General features: G+C 59.4%; 22 protein-coding genes. 20 read left to right on the forward strand and 2 right to left on the reverse strand.

Annotation, left to right across the window (positions count from 1 at the left end; genetic code table 11):
• The first annotated feature begins 78 nt into the window (after positions 1-78).
• The gene (locus KJS55_RS11945) at positions 79-999 is read left to right on the forward strand and encodes an AAA family ATPase (protein ID WP_187032639.1); all 921 of its coding nucleotides are present in this window, start codon (positions 79-81) and stop codon (positions 997-999) included.
• A 1-nt stretch (position 1,000) separates the two neighbouring features.
• Complete coding sequence (locus tag KJS55_RS11950; RefSeq protein ID WP_213543380.1) at positions 1,001-2,698, forward strand: vWA domain-containing protein; 1,698 nt, start codon at positions 1,001-1,003, stop codon at positions 2,696-2,698.
• Positions 2,699-2,742: 44 nt separating this feature from the next.
• On the opposite strand, the gene KJS55_RS11955 is transcribed toward KJS55_RS11950, so the two are convergent.
• Entirely contained in the window at positions 2,743-3,663 is a 921-nt protein-coding gene (locus tag KJS55_RS11955; RefSeq protein ID WP_187032643.1) for an RluA family pseudouridine synthase, read from the reverse strand.
• Positions 3,664-3,814: 151 nt separating this feature from the next.
• Here KJS55_RS11955 and KJS55_RS11960 point away from each other — a divergent pair, with 151 nt between their 5' ends.
• The 17 genes from KJS55_RS11960 to KJS55_RS12040 all read left to right on the forward strand — a co-directional run bounded on the left by KJS55_RS11960 (position 3,815) and on the right by KJS55_RS12040 (position 22,381).
• Entirely contained in the window at positions 3,815-4,795 is a 981-nt protein-coding gene (locus tag KJS55_RS11960; RefSeq protein ID WP_228300527.1) for an Ig-like domain-containing protein, read from the forward strand.
• 866 nt (positions 4,796-5,661) lie between these two features.
• Positions 5,662-6,729, forward strand: coding sequence for a D-alanine--D-alanine ligase family protein (locus tag KJS55_RS11965; RefSeq protein WP_213543381.1), 1,068 nt, complete (start codon positions 5,662-5,664; stop codon positions 6,727-6,729).
• A 7-nt stretch (positions 6,730-6,736) separates the two neighbouring features.
• Complete coding sequence (locus tag KJS55_RS11970; protein ID WP_213543382.1) at positions 6,737-8,110, forward strand: UDP-N-acetylmuramoyl-tripeptide--D-alanyl-D-alanine ligase; 1,374 nt, start codon at positions 6,737-6,739, stop codon at positions 8,108-8,110.
• On the forward strand, positions 8,103-9,998 hold the full coding sequence (gene abc-f, locus KJS55_RS11975) for a ribosomal protection-like ABC-F family protein (protein ID WP_213543383.1): 1,896 nt from the start codon (positions 8,103-8,105) through the stop codon (positions 9,996-9,998). The genes KJS55_RS11970 and abc-f overlap by 8 nt, the downstream gene beginning before the upstream one ends.
• Entirely contained in the window at positions 9,979-10,815 is an 837-nt protein-coding gene (locus KJS55_RS11980) for a YdcF family protein (protein ID WP_187032651.1), read from the forward strand. The genes abc-f and KJS55_RS11980 overlap by 20 nt, the downstream gene beginning before the upstream one ends.
• 17 nt (positions 10,816-10,832) lie before the next feature.
• The gene (locus tag KJS55_RS11985) at positions 10,833-11,318 is read left to right on the forward strand and encodes a flavodoxin family protein (RefSeq protein ID WP_187032654.1); all 486 of its coding nucleotides are present in this window, start codon (positions 10,833-10,835) and stop codon (positions 11,316-11,318) included.
• Positions 11,319-11,358: 40 nt separating this feature from the next.
• Positions 11,359-12,423 carry a peptide chain release factor 1 gene (gene prfA / locus KJS55_RS11990; protein ID WP_187032656.1) on the forward strand — a complete coding sequence of 355 codons (1,065 nt, stop codon included), beginning with the start codon at positions 11,359-11,361 and terminating at the stop codon, positions 12,421-12,423.
• 101 nt (positions 12,424-12,524) lie between these two features.
• Positions 12,525-14,195 carry an L-threonylcarbamoyladenylate synthase gene (locus KJS55_RS11995; protein ID WP_228300528.1) on the forward strand — a complete coding sequence of 557 codons (1,671 nt, stop codon included), beginning with the start codon at positions 12,525-12,527 and terminating at the stop codon, positions 14,193-14,195.
• Positions 14,182-15,603 (forward strand): aminopeptidase, encoded by a 1,422-nt coding sequence (locus KJS55_RS12000; RefSeq protein ID WP_187032658.1) that lies wholly within the window; start codon positions 14,182-14,184, stop codon positions 15,601-15,603. Before KJS55_RS11995 ends, KJS55_RS12000 begins: the two co-directional genes overlap by 14 nt.
• Before the next feature lie 264 nt (positions 15,604-15,867).
• Entirely contained in the window at positions 15,868-16,308 is a 441-nt protein-coding gene (locus KJS55_RS12005) for an ACT domain-containing protein (RefSeq protein ID WP_187032660.1), read from the forward strand.
• A 21-nt stretch (positions 16,309-16,329) separates the two neighbouring features.
• Positions 16,330-17,523, forward strand: a complete 1,194-nt coding sequence (locus tag KJS55_RS12010) for a homoserine dehydrogenase (RefSeq protein WP_187032662.1) — start codon at positions 16,330-16,332, stop codon at positions 17,521-17,523.
• A gap of 69 nt (positions 17,524-17,592) precedes the next feature.
• Positions 17,593-18,804, forward strand: coding sequence for an aspartate kinase (locus tag KJS55_RS12015; RefSeq protein WP_187032664.1), 1,212 nt, complete (start codon positions 17,593-17,595; stop codon positions 18,802-18,804).
• A gap of 43 nt (positions 18,805-18,847) precedes the next feature.
• Entirely contained in the window at positions 18,848-19,015 is a 168-nt protein-coding gene (locus KJS55_RS12020; protein WP_187032666.1) for a hypothetical protein, read from the forward strand.
• A gap of 105 nt (positions 19,016-19,120) precedes the next feature.
• Positions 19,121-19,390, forward strand: a complete 270-nt coding sequence (locus KJS55_RS12025) for an ACT domain-containing protein (RefSeq protein WP_187032668.1) — start codon at positions 19,121-19,123, stop codon at positions 19,388-19,390.
• Between the two features lie 77 nt (positions 19,391-19,467).
• Complete coding sequence (locus KJS55_RS12030) at positions 19,468-20,826, forward strand: PFL family protein (protein ID WP_187032670.1); 1,359 nt, start codon at positions 19,468-19,470, stop codon at positions 20,824-20,826.
• A gap of 179 nt (positions 20,827-21,005) precedes the next feature.
• Complete coding sequence (locus KJS55_RS12035) at positions 21,006-21,560, forward strand: RNA polymerase sigma factor (protein WP_213543384.1); 555 nt, start codon at positions 21,006-21,008, stop codon at positions 21,558-21,560.
• Entirely contained in the window at positions 21,557-22,381 is an 825-nt protein-coding gene (locus KJS55_RS12040; RefSeq protein WP_213543385.1) for a hypothetical protein, read from the forward strand. Before KJS55_RS12035 ends, KJS55_RS12040 begins: the two co-directional genes overlap by 4 nt.
• 110 nt (positions 22,382-22,491) lie before the next feature.
• On the opposite strand, the gene gdhA is transcribed toward KJS55_RS12040, so the two are convergent.
• Complete coding sequence (gene gdhA, locus KJS55_RS12045; RefSeq protein ID WP_213543386.1) at positions 22,492-23,841, reverse strand: NADP-specific glutamate dehydrogenase; 1,350 nt, start codon at positions 23,839-23,841, stop codon at positions 22,492-22,494.
• A 415-nt stretch (positions 23,842-24,256) separates the two neighbouring features.
• On the opposite strand from gdhA, the gene KJS55_RS12050 reads away from it, so the two are divergent.
• The gene (locus KJS55_RS12050; RefSeq protein ID WP_187030374.1) at positions 24,257-24,823 is read left to right on the forward strand and encodes a phosphoribosyltransferase family protein; all 567 of its coding nucleotides are present in this window, start codon (positions 24,257-24,259) and stop codon (positions 24,821-24,823) included.
• The last annotated feature ends 2 nt before the right edge of the window (positions 24,824-24,825 follow it).

Genomic DNA, 24,825 nt, shown 5'->3' on the forward strand with positions numbered 1-24,825 from the left:
AGCAAATTCGGGGGAGGTTCCTCCTTGCAAATCAAAGAGGCTGTGCTAGAATAGGCACAGATAAAGGGAGGCGGTCTGATGGATATGTGGATGGAGCTGGAACAAGAGGGTGTGGACCCGGTGCTGCTGAAAGAAGTCCGTGCGTTCCATGACGCGAATCCGCCGGACCCGGCCGCTGCTGGGCGTGTTCCGCAGCCGCGATTTTTGTATTATGGAAAACAGGTTTGGGAGGCTGCGGCCGCCGCGCTGCTGTGCGGTGAAAATATTTTGCTGGCGGGACCCAAGGCGACGGGAAAAAACGTGCTGGCAGAGAATCTGGCCGCAGCATTCGGAAGACCTGCCTGGGATGTATCCCTCTATGTCAATGTAGATGCCGCGGCGCTGATCGGCGCGGATACTCTGCAGGACGGGCAGGTTGTCTTTCGAGAGGGACCCATCTGCCAGTGTGCACGACAGGGGGGCTTCGGGATTTTGGACGAGGTCAACATGGCAAAAAACGAGGCGCTGGCCGTGCTCCACGCCACGCTGGACTTCCGGCGGGTGATTGATGTGCCTGGCTACGAGCGGATTCCCCTGGACCCGTCCACGCGCTATATCGGCACCATGAACTACGGCTACGCTGGCACCCGGGAGCTGAACGAGGCGCTGGTGTCCAGGTTTGTGGTGGTGGACATGCCGGTGATCTCCTCGGAGAATCTGGAAAAGCTGATCCGCAAGGGATTTCCCACCCTGTCGGAGAGCTGGCTGAAGCAGTTCGCCGCGCTTTTCCAGGACCTGCGAAAAAAATGCGACAGCGGAGAAATCTCCACCAAGGCGCTGGACCTGCGGGGGCTGCTGGCCGCGCTGCATCTGATAGAAAAGGGGCTTCGCTCCGGACCGGCGTTGGAGCTTGGCATCGTCAACAAGGTCTTTGACCCTTTTGAACGGCAGCTAGCGGCAGATACAGTATGGGCACGGATTCCCAAAGACGCAGATCGGGCCCAGCTCTTTGGAGGCTGACATGGACCGCCGGGAGGTGGAGTCCCGCCGCGCCAACAACCAGATTTGGAATGGGGCGGGAGACTATGGGCTGCGTCCTCAGTTCCAGGTCTACGGAAAAGACGGTCGGGCGGCGCTTTATTTCAATACGGTGATCGGCCTTCTCTATCGGACCTATGACTATAAAAAGCTGTCAGCGCTGTTCTACTCGTTCCGAGAGCAGGTCAACGGAGAGCTGTACACAGACCTGTTTTGGCTGGGGCTGGAGCGGTGCGTGTATCTCAAGCACCGGGAAGAGCGCCCCGTTTTGGAGAAGCTCAGGCGGGACTATGCCCGCCAGATGGTAGAAAAGGCCCGGGCAAAGGCGGACCGAGATACCCTGGAGAGTCTTCGTACCGCGTGGTTTTGCCGGATTTTAGGAGAGGAACCAGAGGAGAGCGCCTGGGAGACAGGACTGCTGGACCGACTGGAATTTTCTGTGGAGCTGGACACAGACGGCGTGAGACAGCAGATGGAGGATTTGCTGTACGAGTACTTCCGCCGGCCCAGGCGCAGTGTGCTGGACGAGCTGGGGGGAAGCCGGGTCAACAAGGGCTTTTTCGCCACTTGGCATGTGAAGCATACCAGCGGAGACGCTCTGCGTCGCCTGGATATGGCCGGGGGAGCCGGGCGCAGTGGGGGCGGACTTTTGCAAAAGCGATTCGCCCCCTTTTGGCAGACGAAAACTAAAGAGGCCGCGCTGCGGGAGTATATCACCAATTGTTTCGGCGTCTCCATGCTTCCCGAGGCCAAACGGATAGAGGCGGAAAAACTGCTTTGCACCGGGGGGCACCGTCACTGCCGTCTGCATTTTACCAAGGGCTTACCACCCGAGAATCCGGGAGCGGCCAGGGAACGGGCAGCGTTCCAAGCCCAACGGGAGAGGAATCGGGCATATTTTCAAAATCATCTGGTACAAAACCGGCTCCTGATCCAGAAGCTGGCACAGGGGCTGCAGAACACGATACTGTTACAGATGGATGTCAGTGAGCACCGGACTCAGGCCGGCGTGCTGCAGCCATCCCTGGCATGGCGAAGCGGGAGTTTGGGAGAACGCAATATCTTCCTTCAACGCCAACAAAACGAGCCGGGCCAGCTGAGCGTGGATATTCTGCTGGACGCCTCCGCATCTCAGAGCGGCCAGCAGGAGAAGGTGGCAGTGCAGGGGTATTTGATTGCCGCCGCTCTGACCCGCTGCCAAATTCCTGTGCGTGTGGCGGGCTTTTTCAGCGTCAGCGGGTGCACAGTGCTCCGGGTGTTTCGGGACTATCAGGAGACGGACCGGAATGAAATGATATTCGATTATGTTTCGGCCGGCTGGAACCGGGATGGACTGGCTTTGCGGGCGATGAGATGGTTGATGGCCCAGAGCAGCGGAGATCGCCGGCTGCTGATTGTCCTCACCGACGCCAGCCCGAACGACGACCAGAAATTTCCGACCAGTGGTTTTCTCAGGAGCAGCCGGGACTATCGTGGAAAGGCGGCGGTGGAGGACACGGCTGCGGAGGCCGCCGCGCTGCGCCGCCAGGGGGTCACGGTGCTGTGCGTTTTTACAGGCGGGGACCGGGAGCTGCCCGCCGCACGGATGATCTATGGACGGGATATGGTCCGGGTCCCAGCAGTGGGGTGGTTTGCCGATACGGTTGGCAAGCTGATTCAAAGCCGTCTTGCGGAGCTGTAGTGGGCAGGAAAATTGGGTGGAAGCCAAAGGCTTCCACCCAATTTTTAAATGGCGCTGTCAGAGGCGACTACAGGGGAGAGGCGGGAGGCCAGAGCCGCCATATCAGCCGGCAGCGGCGCACTCAGATGCAGAATCTCTCCGGAAACAGGATGGGTCAGCGTCAGCGCGCAGGCGTGGAGGGCGGGGCGGGCGATCAGAGATGGGTCCTCTGTGCCGTAAAGCCAATCTCCGGCCAGAGGACAACCGACAAACGCCATATGGAGCCGCAGTTGATGGGTGCGGCCGGTCTCTGGAACCAACCGCAGAAGAGAGAGACCGGCACCCTGTGCCAGTACCTGATAGTGGGTGACGGCTGCGGCACCATCCGGCCGGATGCAGCGGCGGACGGCGGAGCTTTCATCCCGGCCAATCGGCGCGTCAATGGCGCCTGTAGAGGGAGTGGGGCGGCCCAGGCAGATGGCTCGGTACTCCCGATAAAAACGCTGGGTATGCAGCTGACGGCGCAGTAAGTCATGGATATAGCCGCTTTTAGCCACCACCATCAGTCCGGTAGTGCCCTTGTCCAGCCGGTTCACCGGATGGAAGATAAACGCCGTACCCCGGTGCCAGGCCAGGGCACCGGCTACGGTAGGGGTATCCGGCAGAAAGTTGGAGGCATGGGCCGTCATACCTGCGGGCTTGTTTACCACCAGCAGGTGACCGTCTTCCCACAAAATGGGAAGCGGCCAGTTTCCGGGAACAACAGCGGCCTTTGGCGGACGGTGGTCTCCGGTTTCCACGGTCAGAATATCCCCGGTGTGGAGAATATCCACCGTCCGGGCATGACGGCCATTGACAAGAATACCGCACTCTGCCCGGGTTAAGCGAGAGATCGCATGGGAAGAAAAGTGCAGGTGCGCCTTGAGTATGTGACGGACGGTAGCGCCATCCTCCTCCGGCGGGATTGTTTTACTGATGGTCTCCATGAGAGCCCCCCTTTTGTTCCTACCATAACACAAACAGCCGGCTTTGACCAGGGAAACGTATCGGGATACAAAAAGCCTCCGTTTTTTGTATAATTCCATTTGTCGGGAAAACACTATCCCTGTACCAAATCATACAGGAGGTTGAATCACCTTGAAAAAGCATTTGATGAGACGAAGCGCTGTGTTGGCTCTGGCAGCAGTGATGCTGACAGGCAGTGCCTCGGCACTGTTCGGCAGTAAAAAGGAGGCGGCGGAACCGGTGGCGGGTGCGCCCACGGTTCAGGATCTGGAGATCAGCACGTATCGGGACATTCCCTATCAGACCCAGTTCCTGCTGGCCAGCAGCGAGGGGGACGTAACCTACGCCGTGGCGGAGGAACCCAAGAAGGGGACTGTGACCATCTCCGGCTCAGAGTTCACCTACACCCCGGAGGAGGGAGTTACCGGATCGGACAGCTTCACCTATACTGCGACGGACAGCCAGGGCCGGGTATCCCAGCCCGCCACAGTACAGGTGCGCATTGAAAAGAGCAAATCCGGCGTAAAGTACGCCGATATGGGCGGCAGCCCCGCCGCTGCCGCGGCCCAATATCTGGCGGAGAGTGGAATTTTTACGGGTGCCAAGATTGGGGAGAACTACTATTTTGAGCCAGATGCAACCGTGTCCCGCAGCGAATTTTTAGCCTTGGCAATGGAGACGGCAGGCAGAGAAGTGACGAACGTCACCATCACCGGCTTCTGCGATGACGAGAGCATTCCGGCATGGGCCAAGGCATATGCCGCCGCCGGCGTGGCGGACGGCATTGTTCAGGGCAAGGCCACCGCTGAGGGTGCAGCCTTCCAGGGAGAGGAACCCATCACCTTCAACGAAGCCGCGACGGTGCTCAACCGGATGCTGAACCTGGGGGATGTGGATCTGGATGTATGGTATGCGGATCGGGAGGCCGTGCCTTCCTGGGCGGCTCAGGCCGTGGGCAATATGGAGGCGTTCAGCGTGCTCTCTGCCGGCAGCTTTGGAAGCAAGACCATGGAACAGGCTGTAACCAGGGCGGACGCGGCACAGATGCTTAGCGCGGCCAGCACCCTGCTGGCTGGCGAGGAGCCGGAAGGTCTGTTCGGCTGGCTTCAGTAATTGGAGGAATATCAGCCCCCGGGGCAGCCCGGGGGCGCTTTTCTCGCGCTGTATGGCTGCCCATACTTGGCATATGGATGCAAAATGGTCTCAGCTGTGAGCTTGAAAGCGCTCCGGTCCGTGGGCATCCGTCAGATACCGAACAGCAGACTGGACGAGCCCTGGTTCTCCATAGCCGTGAGAACTCCTGCCAAGCGCCGTACGGACTTCCCTGAGCGCCCAATTGACTGTTTTATGGTACTCTGCGGACTTTTTTCTGTCTGAAAAGAGACGCATTCTCCCAGCCTGCGAGCTGCTATGCCTGTGTTATAACATCCATCGGAGCGATTCTGCAACCCTCATTTTTTACTCTTGGGTGCAGAGCATTCCGGCGATTTCACCAATCGCATGGAAAACGATTGTATCAGATGCTGCCATGAATCCGGCAAAGATGAGTCTGATAGAAAATGTTTTGTTCAGCCATATGGGTTCGAGCACTTTATGGAACAGCAGGTATCAAAATACACCTAACCCGAAATGTGGGGGAATCATTTCTTTGGACGACCGTGCATGCAGGGAGCGCCAAGAAAAAATAAAATAGCAGATTCTGAGCAGTCATCAGGTTTCTGGCGACTGCTTTTCTCACGTTCACAAATCTCCCGGAAAAGGACCTCCTTTGCAGCAGGGAAGAGTGAAGGTGAGAACCCTTCTAGCGGTGGGGCCGGCACGCGTTTTGGCAGTTGTATTCCGGATGAATTTGTGCTAAACTATGGAAGATTATAATAGCATGAATATACGCCTCCGGCGGACCCAGACCGTAGATGGGCGCTGGGACTCCCGCGCCGGAGGTGGTTTGCCGCATGCTGCGGCAGAATGGGGGATGCGTAATGAAAATTGTTGTGCTGGCAGGAGGTATTTCCACGGAGCGGGACGTCTCTTTGGTAACGGGAGCCAGCGTGTGCCGCGCTCTGAGGGAAAACGGTCACAAGGCCATTTTTGTGGATTTGTTTTTGGGCCTGGAACAAGTGCCGGACCCGTTGGAGGCACTGTTTGACGCCCCGGACGGACTGTGCCCAGATGTGAAGATTTCCGCTGTGGCACCGGATTTGGAGGCTGTGCGCCGCAGCCGCGCTGACCAGAGTACCCGACTGTTCGGCCCCCATGTATTAGAGGTGTGTGCTCTGGCAGATCTTGTGTTTTTGGGCCTTCACGGGCAAGACGGGGAAGATGGCCGCATTCAGGCAGCCTTTGACCTGCTGGGAATCCGGTATACCGGCGGCGGGTACTTGGGAAGCGGTATGGCTATGGACAAATCCATTACTAAGATGATCATGGATCAGGTCGGAATCCCAAATGCACCCTGGCGGAACATCCCCCATTATACCGAGGCGGACATCCCGCGCCTGACAGAAGAGCTGGAGGTGCCCTGCGCGGTGAAGGTGGTCAACGGCGGCTCCTCGCTGGGCCTTGCCCTGCCGGACACGAAGGAGGAGCTGGCCCAAGCGCTCCATGACCTTCTGCGGTATGGAAGCCACATCCTCGTGGAGAAGAAGATCCATGGCCGGGAGCTGACGGTGGCGGTGCTGGGCGACCGATGGCTGCCGGCAGCGGAGACGATTCCAGCCAGCGGGGCCTTTGATTACGCGGCGAAGTATCAGCCCATGGCTGCCGGCGGCGCCCGGGAAATCTGTCCCGCGGAGATCACGCCGGAGCAGATGGCTGCTGCCGGGGAGTTGGCTCTGCGGCTCCACCGGGCGCTGGGACTGCAGGTTTACTCACGGACGGATATGATTCTGGACGGAGAGGGCAACCTGTGGTGCCTGGAGATCAACTCCCTGCCGGGCATGACGCCGGCCAGCTTCGTGCCAAAGGAGGCCGCGGCGGTGGGGATGAGCTACAATCAGCTTTGCGAGGAGATTGTGCGGCTGTCCTACGAGATTCAGAGGAAAGGATGAGTGAAGCATGCAGCCCTTCACCATAGAAGAGATTGCGCAGATGGTTCACGGGGTCTGGAAGAATCCACGACCGGGCATGGCGCCCATCAGCGCTGTATGCACAGACAGCCGCAGCATAATTCCCGGGAGCCTGTTTCTTCCTTGGGTGGGAGAGCGGTTTGATGGCCATCGCTTCATTGATGCGGCGCTGGAGGCCGGCGCAGCCGGGTGCTTATGCGCCCAGACGCCGGAAAATCTGCGTCCGGACAAATTTTACATCGAGGTAGCTGACACGCGCCTTGCGCTGCGGGACCTGGCGGCGGCCTATCGGGACCGCTTTGAGATTCCCTTTATCCAGATCACTGGAAGCGTGGGCAAGACCACAACAAAAGATATGGTGGCGGCGGCACTGGGAGCGAAGCTCCAGGTGCTGAAGACACCGGCAAACTTCAATAACGATATCGGCACGCCTCTGACGCTGTTGGGGCTGGAGGCGGAGCATCAGGCCGCTGTGATTGAGACCGGTATGAACCACTTCGGGGAGATCGCGTATTTGGGGAGCATGGTACGGCCCGACATTGCCGTGATCTCCAATATTGGCGACGCCCATATTGAATTTCTGGGCAGCCGGGAGGGAATTCTCAAAGCCAAGTGCGAGATTTTTGAGCACTTGAAGCCTCATGGATTGGCCATTTTAAATGGTGATGACGCTCTGCTCAATACGGTAAGCCTTCCCATCCGCATGGTGCGCTGCGGACAATCAGAGCACTGCGGAGTACGAATTACGGAGATTGATGACCACGGTGTGGATGGGATTACCTGTACCGTGGAGACAGCGCGATGCCGCTATGAGCTGGTCACAGCGGCGCCGGGAGAGCACATGGCCTATCCCATGGCCATCGCCGTGGCGGTGGGGGAGGAGCTGGGGCTGAGCCGGGAGGAGATCACACGGGGCGTGGCGGATTACAGGCCCTCTGGCTCTCGGATGCGGGTGATTCACCTGCCCCAGGGCAGGATTATCCTAGACGATTGCTATAATGCCAGTCCCCAATCCGTGGCGGCGGCATTGGAGGTATTGGCCAAGACGACCTGTGAGCGGAAGGTGGCGGTGCTGGGGGACATGGGAGAGCTGGGAGACCTGACGGAGCAGGCACATTACAACATGGGTGCCCTGGCCGCCATGCTGGGCATCGACTTCCTGGTGGCCATCGGTCCCAAGGCGGTGAAAATTGCCGATGGTGCCGCCCAGAGCGGAGGAGCTGTGCTGCACTTCTCCACCAAGGAGGAGGCTGTAGCAGAGCTGCGGGAACAGCTGGAGCCGGAGACTGCCATGCTGATAAAGGCTTCCCACGCTATGCATTTTGAACAGCTGGTGGAACAGCTGAGAGGAGATTATGATTGAGATACAGGTAAACGGCCTGGTGAAATCCTTTGAGGTGGGGCAAAACGTCCTGGACGGCCTAACCTTTCAAATTGACCAGGGCGAGCGGGTAGGACTGCTGGGAAAAAACGGCGCCGGCAAGACGACCCTTTTTAAGATTTTAACAGGAGAGCTGGAGTGTGACGAAGGCCAGGTGACGATCGGCCAGGGCCGCCGGCTGGGCTTGATTTCCCAGATTCCGGTGTACCCGGCGGACTATACCGTGGAGAATGTCCTGCGCTCTGCGTTTTCCAGATTGCACAAGCTGGCGGAGGAGATGGAGGCCCTGACTGCCCGCATGGCAGCGGGAGAGAGCGACAGCGCCCTTTTGCGGCGCTATGGCGTCCTTAGCGAGAAGTTCGAGGTTTTCGGTGGCTATGACACGGATGTTGCCGTCAACAAGATTGCGGGCGGCCTCTCCATTTCCCAGGAAATGCGCTCCCAGCTCTTTGACAGTCTCTCAGGCGGAGAGAAGACCCGGGTGAATCTGGGCCGCCTGATCCTGGAGGACACGGACATCCTGCTGCTGGACGAGCCCACCAACCACCTGGACCTCCATGCCACCGAGTGGCTGGAGGACTATATCCGCTCCTTCCGGGGCACGGTGGTGGCAATTTCCCACGACCGCTACTTTCTGGACCGCACAGTGACACGCATCATTGAGGTGCTGGACGGCAAGGCGGAATTTTACAGCGGCAACTATAGTTTTTACGCCGTGGAAAAGGAGCGCCGCTTTCAGGAGCGCATGAAGCAGTACCAGAAGGAGCAGGCTAAGATTGAGCAGCTGGAAAAGGCGGCGGAGCAGCTGCGGCTGTGGGCTTTCCAGGGTATGGACAAGACATATCGCCGGGCCATCTCCATGGAAAAACGCATTGAGCGGATGCGGACCACCTCCAAGCCCACGAAGGCCCGGAAAATGGACGCCCGCTTCTCCACCGCCGAGTTTCACGGCGACGAGGTGCTCTCCCTGCGGAGCCTCTCCAAATCCTATGGGGACAAGCATCTATTTGACGGCATTAACCTGAAGGTGGAGGGAGGCGAGCGCATTGCCCTCATTGGTGACAACGGCACCGGAAAGTCCACCCTGATCAAAATGATCGTTGGGGAGCTGTACCCTGATGACGGGCGTATTCGGCAGGGACCACAGGTGCGCCTTGCCTACCTGCCTCAGATCATCCGCTTTGATCACCCGGACTGGAACCTGGTGGAGAACATGATGGCCGCGAAGAAGGGCCTCTCCGCCCAATCTGCCCGGAACCGGCTGGCGGCCTATGACTTTCGGGGGGAGGATGTGTTCAAGCCTGTTTCGGTGCTCTCTGGCGGTGAGCAGAGCCGGCTGAGGCTTTGTATGCTGATGGATGACGAGATCAATTTCCTGATCCTGGATGAGCCCACCAACCACCTGGACATCGCCTCCCGGGAGTGGATTGAGGAGGCGGTGGAAGCCTATGACGGGACGCTTCTCTTCGTCAGTCACGACCGTTATTTTATTAATCGCTTTGCAACCCGCATCTGGGAGCTTGCGGACGGCACCATTACGGACTACACCTGCGGTTTTGCCCAGTACCGCCAGCTCAAGGCGCAGGAGGCGGTGGAGCGGGCGGAGCCGTCCAAGGCCGTGAAGGAGAGAACAGAGCGTCCGCAGAGGGGCAATAAGGCCCAGCAGGCGGCTCGGCGGCAGCTGACCATCTGTGAGCGGGATATTGCAAAGATAGAGGCCCGGATCACAGAACTGGACGCGGCGATGGAGGCCGCCGCCTGCGATTATGAAAAACTCCATGAACTGCTTCAGGAGAAAGAGCGGGTCCAGAGAGAGCTGGACGAGCTGTATGAGAGGTGGGAGAGCCTGAGTGAAGAGGCTGAGGGCTAAGGCGCGTCCTAGACGCCGGTACACAGCCTATCGAGGCCGCGGCCGGTTAGAAAGCTGGGGGTTCCTCTTAGCGGGAGTGCTGGCGCTCATAGGCCTGGTGATGAGTCTGGTTCGGAGCTGGGGGATGCGTTTTTCCGGCTGCCTGCTGCTGGGGGCCGCCGCACTTTTGACGGCGGATCTTCTATTCAGCCGTTGGGCCAGGCGCTCCAGTATCGGCTGGAGCTGCCGCTTTGCCTTTCGGGCGGCGCTGGCGCTGGTGCTGGTGCCACTGAGCATCCTTGAAATCTGCATCATTCACGAGGGGCAAAAGCCCCCGGCGGAGCGGGACGCGGCGGCGGTGGTGGTGCTGGGGGCTGGCGTCAACGGTAAGGAGCCGTCACTGTCTCTGCGAACCCGCCTGGACGCGGCCCTTACGTATTTGGAGGGCCATCCGGAGATCCCGGCGGTGCTCACCGGCGGGACAGGCTACGGCGAGGAGATCAGCGAGGCCCGATGCATGTATGACTGGCTCACCGCCCGGGGTGTGGACCCGGATCGACTGATCCTGGAGGAGCAGGCGGAGGACACATCGGAAAATTTTGCCCTGGCCCGGCCGCTTCTGGAGGAGGCGGGCGTGGACCCGGCAAGGGACGCCGTGGCGGTGGTAACCAACGACTTCCATATGGCCCGGGCGAAGCTGCTTGCCCAGCGGCAGGGCTATGGGGATGCCCTCGGCGTTCCGGCGGAGCTGCCTTGGGCGCATCTGGAAATCAATTATTATCTGCGGGAGGCCTTTGCTATGGTAAAGGCACTGGTCTTTCCGCGAGTTCGTATTTGATGGGAAAAAGGAGTGCCATGAGCGACGTATTATGTATTTACTATTCCCGTACGGGACATACCAAAAAGGCCATGGAAGAGGTGGCGGCAGCGCTGGGCGCGGAGTTGCTGGAACTGAGCGATGGCATAGACCGAAGCGGGGCGCTGGGCGCGTTTCGCAGCGGACTGGACGCGATGCGCAAGAACTGCCAGCCGCTGCGCGCCTTTCAGACGGAACGGGCCCTGGGGGACTATCAGCTGGTAATCGTGGGCACGCCTGTCTGGGCGGGGCGGTGCAGCAGCGTGGTGCGCAGCTTTTTGCGTCAGTACGGAAAAAAGCTGCGGCAGGCCGCCTATCTCATCACCCGCGGCAGCGAAGACAAGTGCGAGGAGGTCTACGGGCAGATGGACCTGTATACGCCCTGTGGACACCAGGCGGCAGTGTCACTGCGCAGTGGTTCCGTGGGCTATGCCTTCTGGCAGGAGGAGTTTTTGCGGCAGGTGCGGGAACTGTTGGGTCAGTAGCAGATTCTTTTTCAAAGAACTTTTGGAAAGGAGCGGACAGATGCTGGACAAACTAAATGCGCTGGTCCTGCGCTGGGAGGACCTGGAGGCCCAGCTCTCAGATCCGGCGGTCTATGGCGACACGGAGAAGCTGCGGAATGTGAACCGGGAGCTAAAGGAGTTGGGACCAGTGGTGGAGACCTACCAGGCCTACCGGCAGGCTCAGCAGAGCCGGGCAGAGGCGGAGGAGCTGCTGCACGATCCGGAGTTCCGGACTCTTGCACAGGAGGAACTGGCCGCAGCGAAAGCGAAGCAGGAGCAGCTGGAGCAGGATTTGAAAAGATTGCTGCTGCCCAAGGACCCCAATGATGGGCGTAATGTCATCATGGAGCTGCGGGGGGGGGTCGGCGGAGAGGAGGGCGCGCTGTTCGCAGCCTCCCTTCTGCGTATGTATACCATGTATGCCCAACGGCGGGGCTGGAAGCTGGAGACGGTGAATCTGAACGAGACAGAACTGGGAGGCGTGAAGGAGTGCAGCGTCCTGATCGAGGGCGAGGGGGCCTTCTCTCGGCTGAAATTTGAAAGCGGGGTCCATCGCGTCCAGAGGGTGCCGGAGACGGAGTCCGGCGGCCGTATCCACACCAGTGCGGCCACGGTGGCGGTGCTGCCGGAGGCTGAGGATGTGGACGTGGAAATTGACCCGAAGGATTTACAGATTGACACCTATCGCTCCTCCGGCGCGGGCGGGCAGCACGTCAACAAGACGGAGTCCGCCATCCGCATCACCCACTTGCCAACAGGTCTGGTGGTGGAGTGCCAAGACGAGCGGAGTCAGTATAAGAACAAGGACAAGGCAATGAAGGTGCTCCGCTCCAGGCTCTATGAGATGGAACGGCAGCGGCGGGAAGCTGCCACGGCGGCAGAGCGCCGGGGACAGGTGGGCAGTGGAGATCGCAGCGAGCGGATCCGCACCTATAACTTCCCGCAGGGGCGGGTGACGGACCATCGGATTGGGTTGACACTTTACAAAATAGATACCGTGATGGACGGCGACCTGGATGAGCTGATTGATGCTCTGATTACAGCGGATCAGGCGGAAAAGCTGAAACAGGGGGAATCCGCATAGCATTCATGAGGTGTGCTGCCGGTTGGAAAGGGCCTGCGGCGTGATTCACAGAGGTTGGAGAAGATAGGGCACTGCCCGAGAAGAGATAGAGGCGAACACATATGATGCAGACGATATATTATGATTTACGGGACATCAAGGGCCAGCAGAAGGAAATCCGGGATAAGGTATCTGCCGCCGCAAAGATTTTGCGAGAGGGGGGGCTGGTAGGTCTTCCCACAGAGACGGTCTACGGGCTGGGGGCCAACGGTCTGGACGGCGCCGCCGTCCGCCGTATCTTTGAGGCGAAGGGGCGGCCCCAGGATAATCCCTTGATCCTCCACGTCAGCGGCCCTCAATGGCTGACCCGCTATTGCGCTCAGGTGCCGCCGCTGGCCTATGTGCTGGCAAGGAAGTTCTGGCCGGGTCCACTGACCATGATTTTGAAGCGGGACCCCTGTGTGCCGGACGAGACCACAGCGGGGCTGGACACAGTAGCGGTTCGCTGCCCAAACCACCCGGTGACACTGGCGATTATTCGGGAGGCGGGCGTGCCCATTGCCGCACCCAGCGCCAATCTCTCCGGCCGGCCCAGCTGCACCACGGCCCAGGACGTGCTGGAGGATATGGACGGAAAGATTCAGTGCCTGGTGAATGGCGGCCCCTGTGCCGTGGGCGTGGAATCCACGATTCTGGACCTGACGTGTACGCCGCCGCGGCTTCTGCGACCCGGTGGAGTGCCAGTGGAGCAGATTGAGCGGCTGATCGGGCCCATTGCCATCGACAAGGCTGTAAACGGAGTTCTGGACGGCGAGGAGCGGCCCCGGGCCCCGGGCATGAAGTACCGCCACTACGCGCCCAAAGCGCCCGTCATTGTGGTTTCCGGCGCGCCGGAGGCGTCTGCCCAGGAAATCCTGCGGAGGGTAGGGCCGGAGAGCGGCGTGATCTGCTTTGAAGAATATCTTCCGCTTTTTGAAAAGCAAAGGGTCCAGTCCCTAGGTCCCAGTCAGGATAAGCAGACCCAGGCCCAGCGGGTGTTTGACGCCCTGCGTGCGTTTGACAGTGAGACTGTCACAGAGATCTATGCCCAGTGCCCAGATAACCAGGGACTGGGACTGGCGATTGGGAACCGGCTGAAAAAGGCTGCCGGCTTCCATGTGATTGAGGCGGATCGGGAGCGGGTGGTGCTGGGCATCACGGGCGGCACCGGCGCCGGAAAAACCAGCGTGCTGGATGTAATCCGGGAGATGGGCGGCGTGGTGGTGGACTGCGACGCGGTCTATCATGAGATGCTCAATGGCAGTGAGGAGATGCGCAACACCATCAACGCGGTGTTCCCCGGCGTCTTTGATGCCGATGGGAAGCTGAACCGTCAGAAGCTGGGAGAAGAGGTTTTCTCCCGGCGGGAACGGCTGGCGCGGCTCAACGACATTGTCTATCACTTTGTGGTGCCAGAGGTGGAGCGTCGGCTTGGGAAGGACACGGGCTTATATGCCATCGACGCCATTAATCTGCTGGAAAGCGGTATTTCTGAGCTGTGTGACAAAACTATCGCCGTGACTGCGCCCACGGAGCTGCGGGTGCGGCGTATCATGGCCAGAGACGGCATTTCTGAGCAGTATGCCAGGATGCGCATCACCGCTCAAAAGCCGGACGAATACTACCGCACGAAGTGCGACTGCGAATTAACCAATGCTGCCGATACTCCGGAGAGCTTTCGAGAGGAGGCACGAGAATTTATTCGGCGGCTGATGGAGACGATCAAGGAGGAAAAGACCCATGGAAACGAGTGAATTCAAGGCGCTGAAGGAGAAGCTGTTCTCCGCCAAGAAAAACGGCTATGATCAGCTTGAGAGCGCGGAGCTTCAGGCGATGGAAGAGTATTGCAGCAACTACAAGGCCTTTTTAGACGCAGGAAAGACGGAGCGCCTTTGTGCCGCGGAGAGCGTCCGCTTGGCAGAGGCCCATGGATACCGCCGCTATACGCGGGGCATGCCGCTGCAACCGGGAGACAAAGTATATGTCTGCAACCGGGACAAAGCGGTTCTTCTCGCCCATATTGGCAAGCAGAGCCTGGCGGAGGGCGCGCAGATTGCCGCCGCCCACATTGACTCGCCCCGGCTGGACCTCAAGCCCAATCCCCTTTATGAAGAAGGGGAGATGGCCTATTTCAAGACCCACTATTACGGGGGTATCCGTAAATATCAATGGGTGACACTGCCCCTGGAGCTGCACGGCGTGGTGGTGCTGTGCAGTGGGGAGCGGGTCACGGTGAACATCGGTGCAGCCCCGGACGACCCCCGCCTGGTGATTACGGACCTGCTGCCCCACCTGGCCCAGGAGCAGTCCAAAAAGCCTCTGGGCGAGGCAATTCCCGGCGAGACTCTGAATCTGCTGTTGGGCAGCCGGCCTATCGGCGGAGAAGAGGACAGCGGCCGGGTGAAGCTGGCTGTTTTGAAGCTGCTGAACGAAAAGTACGGTATCACCGAGGACGATTTCACGTCCGCCGAGCTGGAGGCTGTGCCGGCGCTGAACGCCTGTGATATCGGCCTGGACCGCAGTCTGATCGGCGCCTACGGACAGGATGACCGGGTATGCGGCTATGCCGCTCTCCGGGCTTTGCTGGATCTGCCGGAGACGCCGGAGCGGACCGCCGTGTGTGTGCTGGCAGACAAGGAGGAGATTGGCTCCGACGGCGTGACAGGCATGCAGTCTGCTGCTTTTGACACCTTTATGGAAGACCTTTGTGCTGCTCAGGACGTGCCGCTTCGGGCTTGCTTTGAGAAGTCTTTCTGCCTCAGCACAGATGTGACTGCGGCCTATGACCCAGATTTTGGGGATGTCTATGAAAAGCGGAACGCGGCATTGATCAACTATGGCGTGGGTCTTTGCAAGTATACCGGTGCCCGGGGAAAATCCGGCGCCTCCGATGCGGATGCGGAGACGGTGGGCTATGTCCGCGGTCTTTTCGAGCAGGCCGGAGTCATCTGGCAGATCGCAGAGCTGGGCAAGGTGGATATCGGCGGCGGCGGTACCGTGGCCATGTATATGGCCAACCGCAACATTGCTACGCTGGACGCCGGGGTACCGGTTCTGAGCATGCACGCGCCATTTGAGACTGTCGGCAAGCTGGACTGCTGGGAGACCTACAAGGGCATCCGGGCGGTCTATCAGGCGAAAACCGGAATTGTGGAGAAATAATCAATAAGCCGTGCCATTTGGCACGGCTTATTGATTCCAAGCAGCAGCCTGTGTCCGCAACGGGTTCCGCAGCGCTGAAAAGGGCAGGAGGCGGAAAGCACAGAAGAGGGGGGAGTTTTGTCAAAATGCCCACGGTATACGGACAAATGCCCGCAACTTTCCCTGTATCCGCCAAAATTATTTGGACCATTTTACTTGCGTCCACTCCTAAAATATGATACCATGAACAATATGTAAGGACAAATGACCACAGGAGGTGGACGAATGTCAAAGACGACCAAGTTTTATATTGTGGCGGCAGATGCCCTGCCGGAGATTTTTATCAAGGTGGCGGAGGCCAAGCGCATGATGCAGACTGGGGAGGCGGACACTGTGGGCGCTGCCACCAGACTGGCGGGGATTAGCCGCAGTGCTTTCTATAAATACAAGGATTCCGTTCAGCCTTTTAACGATATGAAGGCAGAGCATATCATCACATTCTATGCCATGCTGAAAGACAATGCCGGCGTGCTGAGCCGGGTGCTGTCTGTTTTTGCATCGTCCGGCGCCAATATTTTGACCATCAACCAGTCCATTCCCACGAACGGCTGTGCGGCAGTCACCATTTCGGCGGAGACCAGCGAGATGGAGGAATCCCTGGAACAGCTGCTTTCCGACGTATCTGGGCTGGACGGAGTCGTTCGGCTGGAAATCCTGGCGGGTTAAATCAGAGAAAGAGGATCAGGCATGATACAAATTGCAATTTTGGGCCTTGGAACCGTCGGCACCGGCGTTGCCAGGGTAGTGGCGGAAAACGCCCGGCAGATTGAGCGGAAGCTGGGAGAGCCGTTGCAGGTGAAATCCATTTTGGTGCGGCATTTCAAGGATGGCCCCTACCGTCAGCTGATGACGGATGACTTCCGGCGGATTGAAGAGGACGAGAGCATCCGCGTGGTGGTGGAAACCATTGGCGGGGTAGACGCGGCCTATGAGTACACCAGGCGTGCTCTGGAGGCGGGCAAGCATGTTGTAACCGCCAACAAGCAGCTGGTGGCGGAGAGAGGTTTTGAGCTGCTGGCTTTGGCAAAAAAGAAGAACGTCAGCTATCTCTTCGAGGCCAGTGTGGGCGGCGGTATTCCCATTTTGCATCCGTTGACCCAGTGCATGGCGGCAAACCGCATTGACGAGGTATACGGCATTTTGAACGGGACCTCCAACTATATTCTCACCCGGATGGTCCGCACCGGCGCGTTCTTTACTGACGCGCTGCGGGAGGCCCAGGCCAAGGGATATGCAGAGGCCGATCCTACCGCCGATGTGGAGGGTGTGGACGCTGGGAGAAAAATCTGCATCCTTGCAGACCTGGCTTTTGGACACCAGGTAGAGCCGGAGCGAGTACCTATGGAGGGAATCCGCAAATTGTCCCTGCGGGATGTAAGAATTGCCCAGCGGGCGGGATACCGCATCAAGCTTCTGGGGCGGGCAGTCCGGCTTCCGGGCGGCGGGCGTACAGCATATGTCGCCCCACACCTGATTTCAGAGGAGAACCCCGTCGCCAGCGTGGAGGACGTATTCAATGCCGTGGTGGTCCGGGGGAACGCCACCGGTGAGGTGATGTTCTATGGTAGGGGCGCCGGCGAGCTGCCCACCGCCTCCGCCTGCGTAGCGGATGTGATGGAGTGCCTACAGTCCAGCGCCCGGCGGGAGGAAATTGGATGGTCCTCTGAAACGGATGGATTTGAAGACCCGGCGGAGCTGAAAACCCGGTACTATTTCCGCATTGAGGGCAGTCTGACGGACGCAGCCATGGCTTTTGGCCAGGTGGAGGTTCTCAGTGAGGACGGCGAGACCGCCTTTTTGACAGATTCCATCAGCGGCACGGACGCCCTGCGGCAGTCCAGCTTTCTCAACGTTCTGGCCTGTATGCGGGTCCTGGCCTGATCTCCAACACCCCACCACCTGCGTATGATGGGATGGGAGACCCGAATTTGAAGCAAAGAAGGAAAAGCTATGAGTTTGATCGTACAGAAATTCGGCGGCAGCTCCGTGAAGGACACCCAGCATATCCGCAATGTCGCCGGTATCATCGCGGAGACCTACTTACAAGGCAATGACGTGATTGTGGTGCTCTCTGCTCAGGGAGACACCACAGACGATCTCATTGCCAAGGCGGAGGAGATCAATCGTCACCCCTCCAAGCGGGAGATGGATATGCTGCTTTCCACCGGAGAGCAGATTTCCGTTGCGCTGTGCGCCATGGCGCTGGAGAGCATGGGCCTGCCCTGTGTGTCCCTGGCGGCGTGGCAGGTTGGCATTCACTCCACTTCCACGCACTCCGATGCCCGGATTAAGAAAATTGACCCGGAGCGGATTCAGGCGGAATTGGACCAGCACCGGATCGTGTTGGTGACGGGCTTCCAGGGGATCGATCGCGGCGGAGACGTCACCACCCTGGGCCGCGGCGGGTCTGACACCAGCGCCGTGGCGCTGGCAGCGGCCTTCCGGGCAGACTTGTGCCAAATCTACACCGATGTGGATGGAGTGTATACCACAGATCCCCGCATCGTTCCCAACGCCAGAAAGCTGGAGGAGATTACCTATGACGAGATGTTGGAGCTGGCGTCTCAGGGAGCCCAGGTGCTCCATAACCGGAGTGTGGAACTGGCCAAGAAGTTCAGAGTGAATTTGGAAGTCGTGTCCAGCTTGGAGCGCAAGCCCGGCACGAAAATTAAGGAGGTCACCAAAGTGGAAAAGACAAATATTGCCGGCGTCGCGAAGGACACCAGCATTGCCCGCGTAGCCCTGGTGGGCCTACAGCACAACCCCGGCGTTGCGTTCCAGGTTTTTGACCTGCTGAGCAAGCACAATATCAATGTGGACGTGATCTTGCAGTCCATCGGCCGGGAGGAGACCAAGGATATTACCTTCACCGTCCATAAAAAGGACTTGGATGAGGTGGAGGACATTCTCAACCAGCATAAGGAAGCGCTGCGCTTTGACCATATTGAGGCCGACGACAAGATTGGCAAGGTCTCGATCGTGGGTGCAGGGCTCATGAGCAACTGCGGCGTGGCTGCCAAGATGTTTGAGGCGCTCTTTGAGGCCGGCATCAATATTCAGATGATCAATACCTCCGAGATCCGCGTTTCCGTTTTGCTGGATGAGGCGGATGTGAACCGGGCCGTCAAGGCGATCCACGCCAAATTTTTCGACGAAGTCTGAAAGCCGCAGCCGTCTCCCCTCTATGGGGAGGCGGCTGCTTTGCATGGCGGCCCTGATTTCGATCGCCATGTGCGGGGAGCCGGTTGATCAGGCCGTCTGTGGCGCGGCGTTCGACATACTGGAAAACCGTGTCTGGACGGTGCTTCTGGCCGTGTTCCTGAGCGTCCTGTGCGCAAAGTGCGCGTTCCGTGGGCTGGAGGGCAGCGAGTGAAGCGGGAAGCTTTCCCGATAAGACGGCGGAGCTTTACATTACCGCTGCCCTGTGCTACAATAAACCGGCTATGAAATGTGAGTCTACTTTGCGAGGAGGAACGATATGAACGCCATCGTGACGGTTGTGGGGCGGGACAGGGTCGGCATCACGGCCTCTGTCTGCACGCTGCTGGCTGAGAACAACATCAACATCCTGGACATCTCTCAGACGATTCTGCACGGCTCCTTTACCATGGTGATGACCGTGGATGTGGGCGAGTCCAAGGCACCGCTTGGGCAGCTGCGGGAGCTGCTGGAGGAGCTGGGGAACAGCATGGAGATTTCCATCCGGATTCAGCGGGAGGAGATCTTTGACGCCATGCACCGCATCTGACGGGGAACCCACCGCCCCGGGACAAATACGATGAAAACATGCAGCTGTCCATGTATAGATGCATGATGGAGGAAGCTATGCTTAACCAAAAGGAAATTCTCTCCACCATTGAGATGATTGACCAGCAGCACCTGGATATCCGGACCATTACCATGGGGATCTCCCTTTTGAGCTGCTGCGACCCGAACGCCGAACGGGCCTGTGAGAAAATCTATGATAAGATCACCCGCTATGCGGAAAAGCTGGTGAAAACCGGCGAGGACATTGAACGGGAATTTGGCATTCCCATCGTCAACAAGCGGATTTCCGTGACCCCCGTTTCTCTGGTGGCCGGCGCCAGCGAGACGGAAGACTATGTGCCGTTTGCTTTGACCTTGGACCGGGCGGCGCAAACCACTGGCGTGAACTTTCTGGGAGGCTATTCCGCCCTGGTGCAAAAGGGAATGACGGCGGCGGATGAGAAGTTGATCCGCTCTATTCCGGAGGCTTTGGCCCGGACGGAACTGGTGTGCTCCTCCGTGAACGTGGGGTCCACCCGAGCGGGTATCAACATGGATGCGGTCGCCCTGATGGGCCGGATTATCAAAGAGACTGCCGCGGCCACGGCGGACCGGGACGGCCTGGGCTGCGCGAAGCTGGTGGTCTTTTGCAACGCTGTGGAGGATAACCCCTTCATGGCTGGCGCCTTCCACGGCACTGGAGAGGCGGAGAAGGTCATCAACGTGGGCGTCTCCGGCCCCGGCGTGGTGTATCACGCCTTGCAGGCCGTGAAGGGACAGCCCTTTGACGTGGTGGCGGAGACGGTGAAGAAAACCGCCTTCCGGGTGACACGCATGGGCCAGCTGGTGGCGCAGGAGGCCAGCCGCCGCCTGGACACTCCCTTTGGCATTGTGGACCTGAGCCTCGCGCCCACACCGGCAGTGGGAGACAGCGTGGCCCGGATTCTGGAGGAGATGGGGCTGGAGACCTGCGGCACCCACGGCACTACTGCGGCGCTGGCCCTGCTGAACGACGCGGTGAAAAAGGGCGGCGTGATGGCGTCCTCCTCCGTGGGCGGCCTCTCCGGTGCCTTCATCCCCGTTAGCGAGGACGAGGGTATGATCGCCGCCGCCCGCGCCGGGACGCTGTGCCTGGACAAGTTGGAGGCCATGACCTGCGTGTGCTCTGTGGGACTGGATATGATCGCCGTCCCCGGCGACACGCCGGCGGAGACCATCGCTGCCATCATCGCTGACGAGGCGGCCATCGGCATGGTCAACTCCAAGACCACCGCCGTGCGCCTGTTGCCGGCCCCCGGCAAGACGGTGGGAGACACCATCGAGATGGGAGGCCTTCTGGGCAGCGCCCCGGTGATGCCGGTACATCCTGAATCCAGCGTGGACTTTATTGCTCGGGGGGGCCGGATTCCTGCACCCATGCAGAGTTTGAAAAACTGATGGACAGCAATGGGCGGTTTCAGGCTGCTTTTCACTTGCCCTGGGGGAAACAGTGGGAGCGAAATGCCTTTTGACTCTCTCGCAGAAAAAGAATGTCAAAAAACAGCGGTTCCCCGCAACCGGGGGCCGCTGTTTGCCGACTTTATGGGTGAAAGCGGCTTTCAAAAGGATGTGAGCACATGGAGGACAGAGAGATCATCGCCCTGTACTGGTCTAGATCCCAGGAGGCCATTGGTGAGACTGCGAAGAAATACGGTGCCTACTGTGCCGCCATCATCCGCCGGGTGCTGGGAGACGGCCGGGACCAGGAGGAGTGCCTGAATGATACCTGGCTGGGGGCCTGGAATGCCATACCGCCCCAGCGGCCGGTGCGTCTTGCAGTGTTTTTAGGCCGGATTGCCCGGAATACCGCCCTGGACCGTTACAGCTATAACACCGCCCAGTGCCGCAGCAGCGGGTTTGAGGCGGTTCTGGAGGAGTTGGCGGAGTGCGTGAGCGGCGTGTCGATGGAGGATGATCTGGAGCTGCGGCAGTTGGGGGAGAGCATCTCCCGCTACTTGGCCACTGTCTCACCCACGGCGCGGTGGGTGTTTCTCCGGCGGTATTTTCACTGTGAGAGCATCCAGGAAATTGCCGTAGTCTCGGGCTTCACCCGCTCCAAGGTGACCGCTCTGCTCCACCGCACCCGGAAGGGCCTGCAGGTGCATCTGAGAAAGGAGGGCTATGACCCATGACAAGAGAGGAATTGTTCCGCGCCGTGGGGGAGGTCCGGGAGGACCAGATTGCGGAGCATTTCACAAGATGTCCCTGGAAACGATACGGGGCGCTGGCGGCATGTCTCGTGGCGGTGCTGGCGGGAGTCTTTGGGTGGAACAGGCTGTATCACACCGGCTGGGATCTGCCGTTTGCTGCAGAGGACGGCGGCTTTGTGGATGGGAGCGACTACTCCGCGCCGGAGAGTGCGGAGGACTCCTCCCCCTCGCCCGTCTACTCCGCGAACGTGGAGATCGGGGAACTGGACGGCTCCGCCGACCACGGGAAGACGGCGTCGGACGCCTCGGCGTGCCTCGTTTGGCTGGACCCGGAGGAGGTATTCTCAATGGATACCGTCATTTTCCGGGGCGTGGTCCGGAATCTGCGGTACTACACGGTGACGGCGGGCGGCACAGAGTTATCCTACACCGTGGCCTCCGTGGAGGTCACAAGCTCCCTCCGGGGAGACCTGGCGAAGGGGGACATCTGCGACGTGCTGTATCTGGGTGCCCCGGGCAGGCTGTCCACCTCCATTGCCGGGGACCTGGAGGATCTAGAGATCGGCAGCGAGGCCATTTTCATGCCTTTCTGGGCCACAGAGGAGACTGGATGGCGGGACGGGGAGGCGTATTTCTGCTACGCTGACCTGGCGGAGTTCTATCTAAGCGAAGGAATCCGTTTCCTCTTCCTGGACACCGGGGACGGTCTGTCCTTTGCCAGAGATGTATACACCGATATTGCCGATGCCAAGACCCTGGATGAGGTGGAGGACTATATCCGGGATATGCTGACGGAGCTGTGAGCCTGCCAGAGAAAAGCAAGTCCTCCGCGCAATCAAGGCCGGCGGGCCGGAGCAATCAGCTCCGGCCCGCCGGCCTTGCATTTGCCTGTTGGTTGACGTTGGAAAAGCGCTTAGAAAATGCCCTGAGCCATCATCGCATCCGCCACCCGCTGGAACCCTGCAATATTGGCACCAGCTACCAGATTATACCCGAGGCCGTACTTCTCCGCAGCCTCCACACTCATCGTGTAGATGTTGTTCATAATCTGCCGCAAACGCTGGTCCACTTCCTCCTCTGTCCACACCAGACGCTCACTGTTCTGCGCCATCTCCAGCGCACTGGTAGCCACGCCGCCGGCATTCACCGCCTTGCTGGGCGCCACAATCACCCCCGACTGAGACATCAGATACGACAGTGCTTCGTTGGTGGTGGGCATGTTCGCCACCTCAATGTAGTACTTCACCCCATTGCCAACAATCTGCCTGGCATGCTCCAAGTGCACGTCATTCTCCATCGCGGACGGCATGCATACATCCACCTTCACTCCCCAGGGCTTCTCACCCGGATAGAAGGCAACGCCGAACTTATCTGCATAGTCCTTCACCTGGTTCCGTCCGGACGCCCGCATCTCCACGATGTAGTCAATCTTCTCCTTTGTGGTCACTCCGTCCGGATCATAGATGTACCCGTCCGGGCCGGAGAGAGTCACCACCTTGGCGCCCAAATCCGCCGCCTTCTGGCAGATGCCCCATGTCACGTTGCCAAACCCCGCGCACGCGATGGTCTTGCCCTCAATGCTCTCGCCTTCGTGCTTCAAGACGTTTTCCAGATAGTATACCGCGCCATACCCCGTTGCCTGAGGACGTACCAGGGACCCGCCCGAGGCAAAGTCCTTGCCGGTCAGTACCCCGTTTTCCCATGCGCCGCGCAGACGCCGGTACTGGCCGAACAAATAGCTGATCTCCCGGGTCCCCACGCCCATGTCACCTGCCGGCACGTCCACGTCCGGCCCGATGAACCGGTGCAGCGCCGTCATGAACGACTGGCAGAACCGCATGATCTCCGCATCCGACTTCCCCGTGGGATCGAAGTCGCTGCCGCCCTTCCCGCTGCCGATGGGCAGTCCCGTCAGCGCGTTCTTGAACGTCTGCTCGAACGCCAGAAACTTGATGATCCCCAGGTTCACGTCCTTCCGGAACCGCAATCCTCCCTTGTACGGCCCGATCGCTCCGTTGAACTGCGTCCGGTACCCCGTGTTCGTGTGCCACGTCCCGTCGTCCGCCATCCACGTCACCCGGAAGCTGAACGTCCGCTCAGGCTCCACCATCCGGCTCAGCAGGTCCGCCGCCTCGTACTCTGGATGCTGCTCGATCACCGGCTCCAACGAGGAGAACACCTCCTCCACCGTCTGTACAAACTCCGGCTCGTCTCCGTGTTTCCCCTTCACTTCTTCGATCACTCTTGCCAGATACCCATTCATCTCTTCGTTTCTCCCTTCATTTGGCGTGGCCCGGTGCGTACGGGGTCTCCGCCGCGCCGGAGGCGTCCTCTGTGAAATCCAGTATATCGGGGCATTTGCCGGAAGTCAACCGCAACAGCGGTTTTGGTGAATTTTCCGGCAGGGGCTGCTAAGATTCCGATAGTTTCATCAGGCAGCAGATGGTATAGTCCTTCCAGGCAGGGATATATGGTTCGTGATTTGATGTCCCGCAGCTTTACTGATATTGATATCATATCATACCGGTGAGCCTGCCGCAAGGAGCTGCGGCAGGAGGGATCATACGCAGTTTTGGGGAAGCGTTCTATATTGACTTTCAGAGTGAAGCAGTATAAGATATTTGAGGATCTTGGAATTCCCGGAGATGGGGAGAGAAATCTTGAGGGAGGCGCACCTTATGCATACTTATCCAATTCATATTGCGGGCCTGGAGCGGCAATTGCCCATCTGCAGGGTCACAGACGATCTATACATCGGCGCATTTATCTGCTTTGGCGACGCGGAGCTGACAGTTGCCTGTGCCCGGGAGCTCTTAAAGCTGGCGCCGGCGGAGAGCTATGACTATCTCCTGACAGCGGAGGCTAAGAGCATCCCGCTGATCCACGAGATGGCGCGCCAGAGCGGCGCAAAAAAGTACTTCATCGCCCGTAAGGGCCCCAAGGCCTATATGCCGGACCCCATCCACGTGGAGGACACCTCTATCACCACCGCAGGGACACAGCGGCTGTACCTGGGCCGGGACGACGCGGATATGCTGCGGGGAAAGCGGGTGCTGCTGATGGACGACGTGATCTCCACTGGCGGTTCCCTCCACGCCATGGAGGAACTGGTGGCGCTGGCAGGCGGCATCGTGGCTGGTCGGGTGGCGGTGCTGGCAGAGGGCGATGCCCAGAAGCGGGAAGACATCAAATTTTTGGCGCCGCTGCCGCTGTTCAACGCGGATGGAACGGTGAAGGGTGAATAATG

This window comes from Pusillibacter faecalis (genome assembly GCF_018408705.1).
In the GTDB taxonomy this organism is placed as follows: Bacteria; Bacillota; Clostridia; order Oscillospirales; family Oscillospiraceae; genus Oscillibacter; species Oscillibacter faecalis.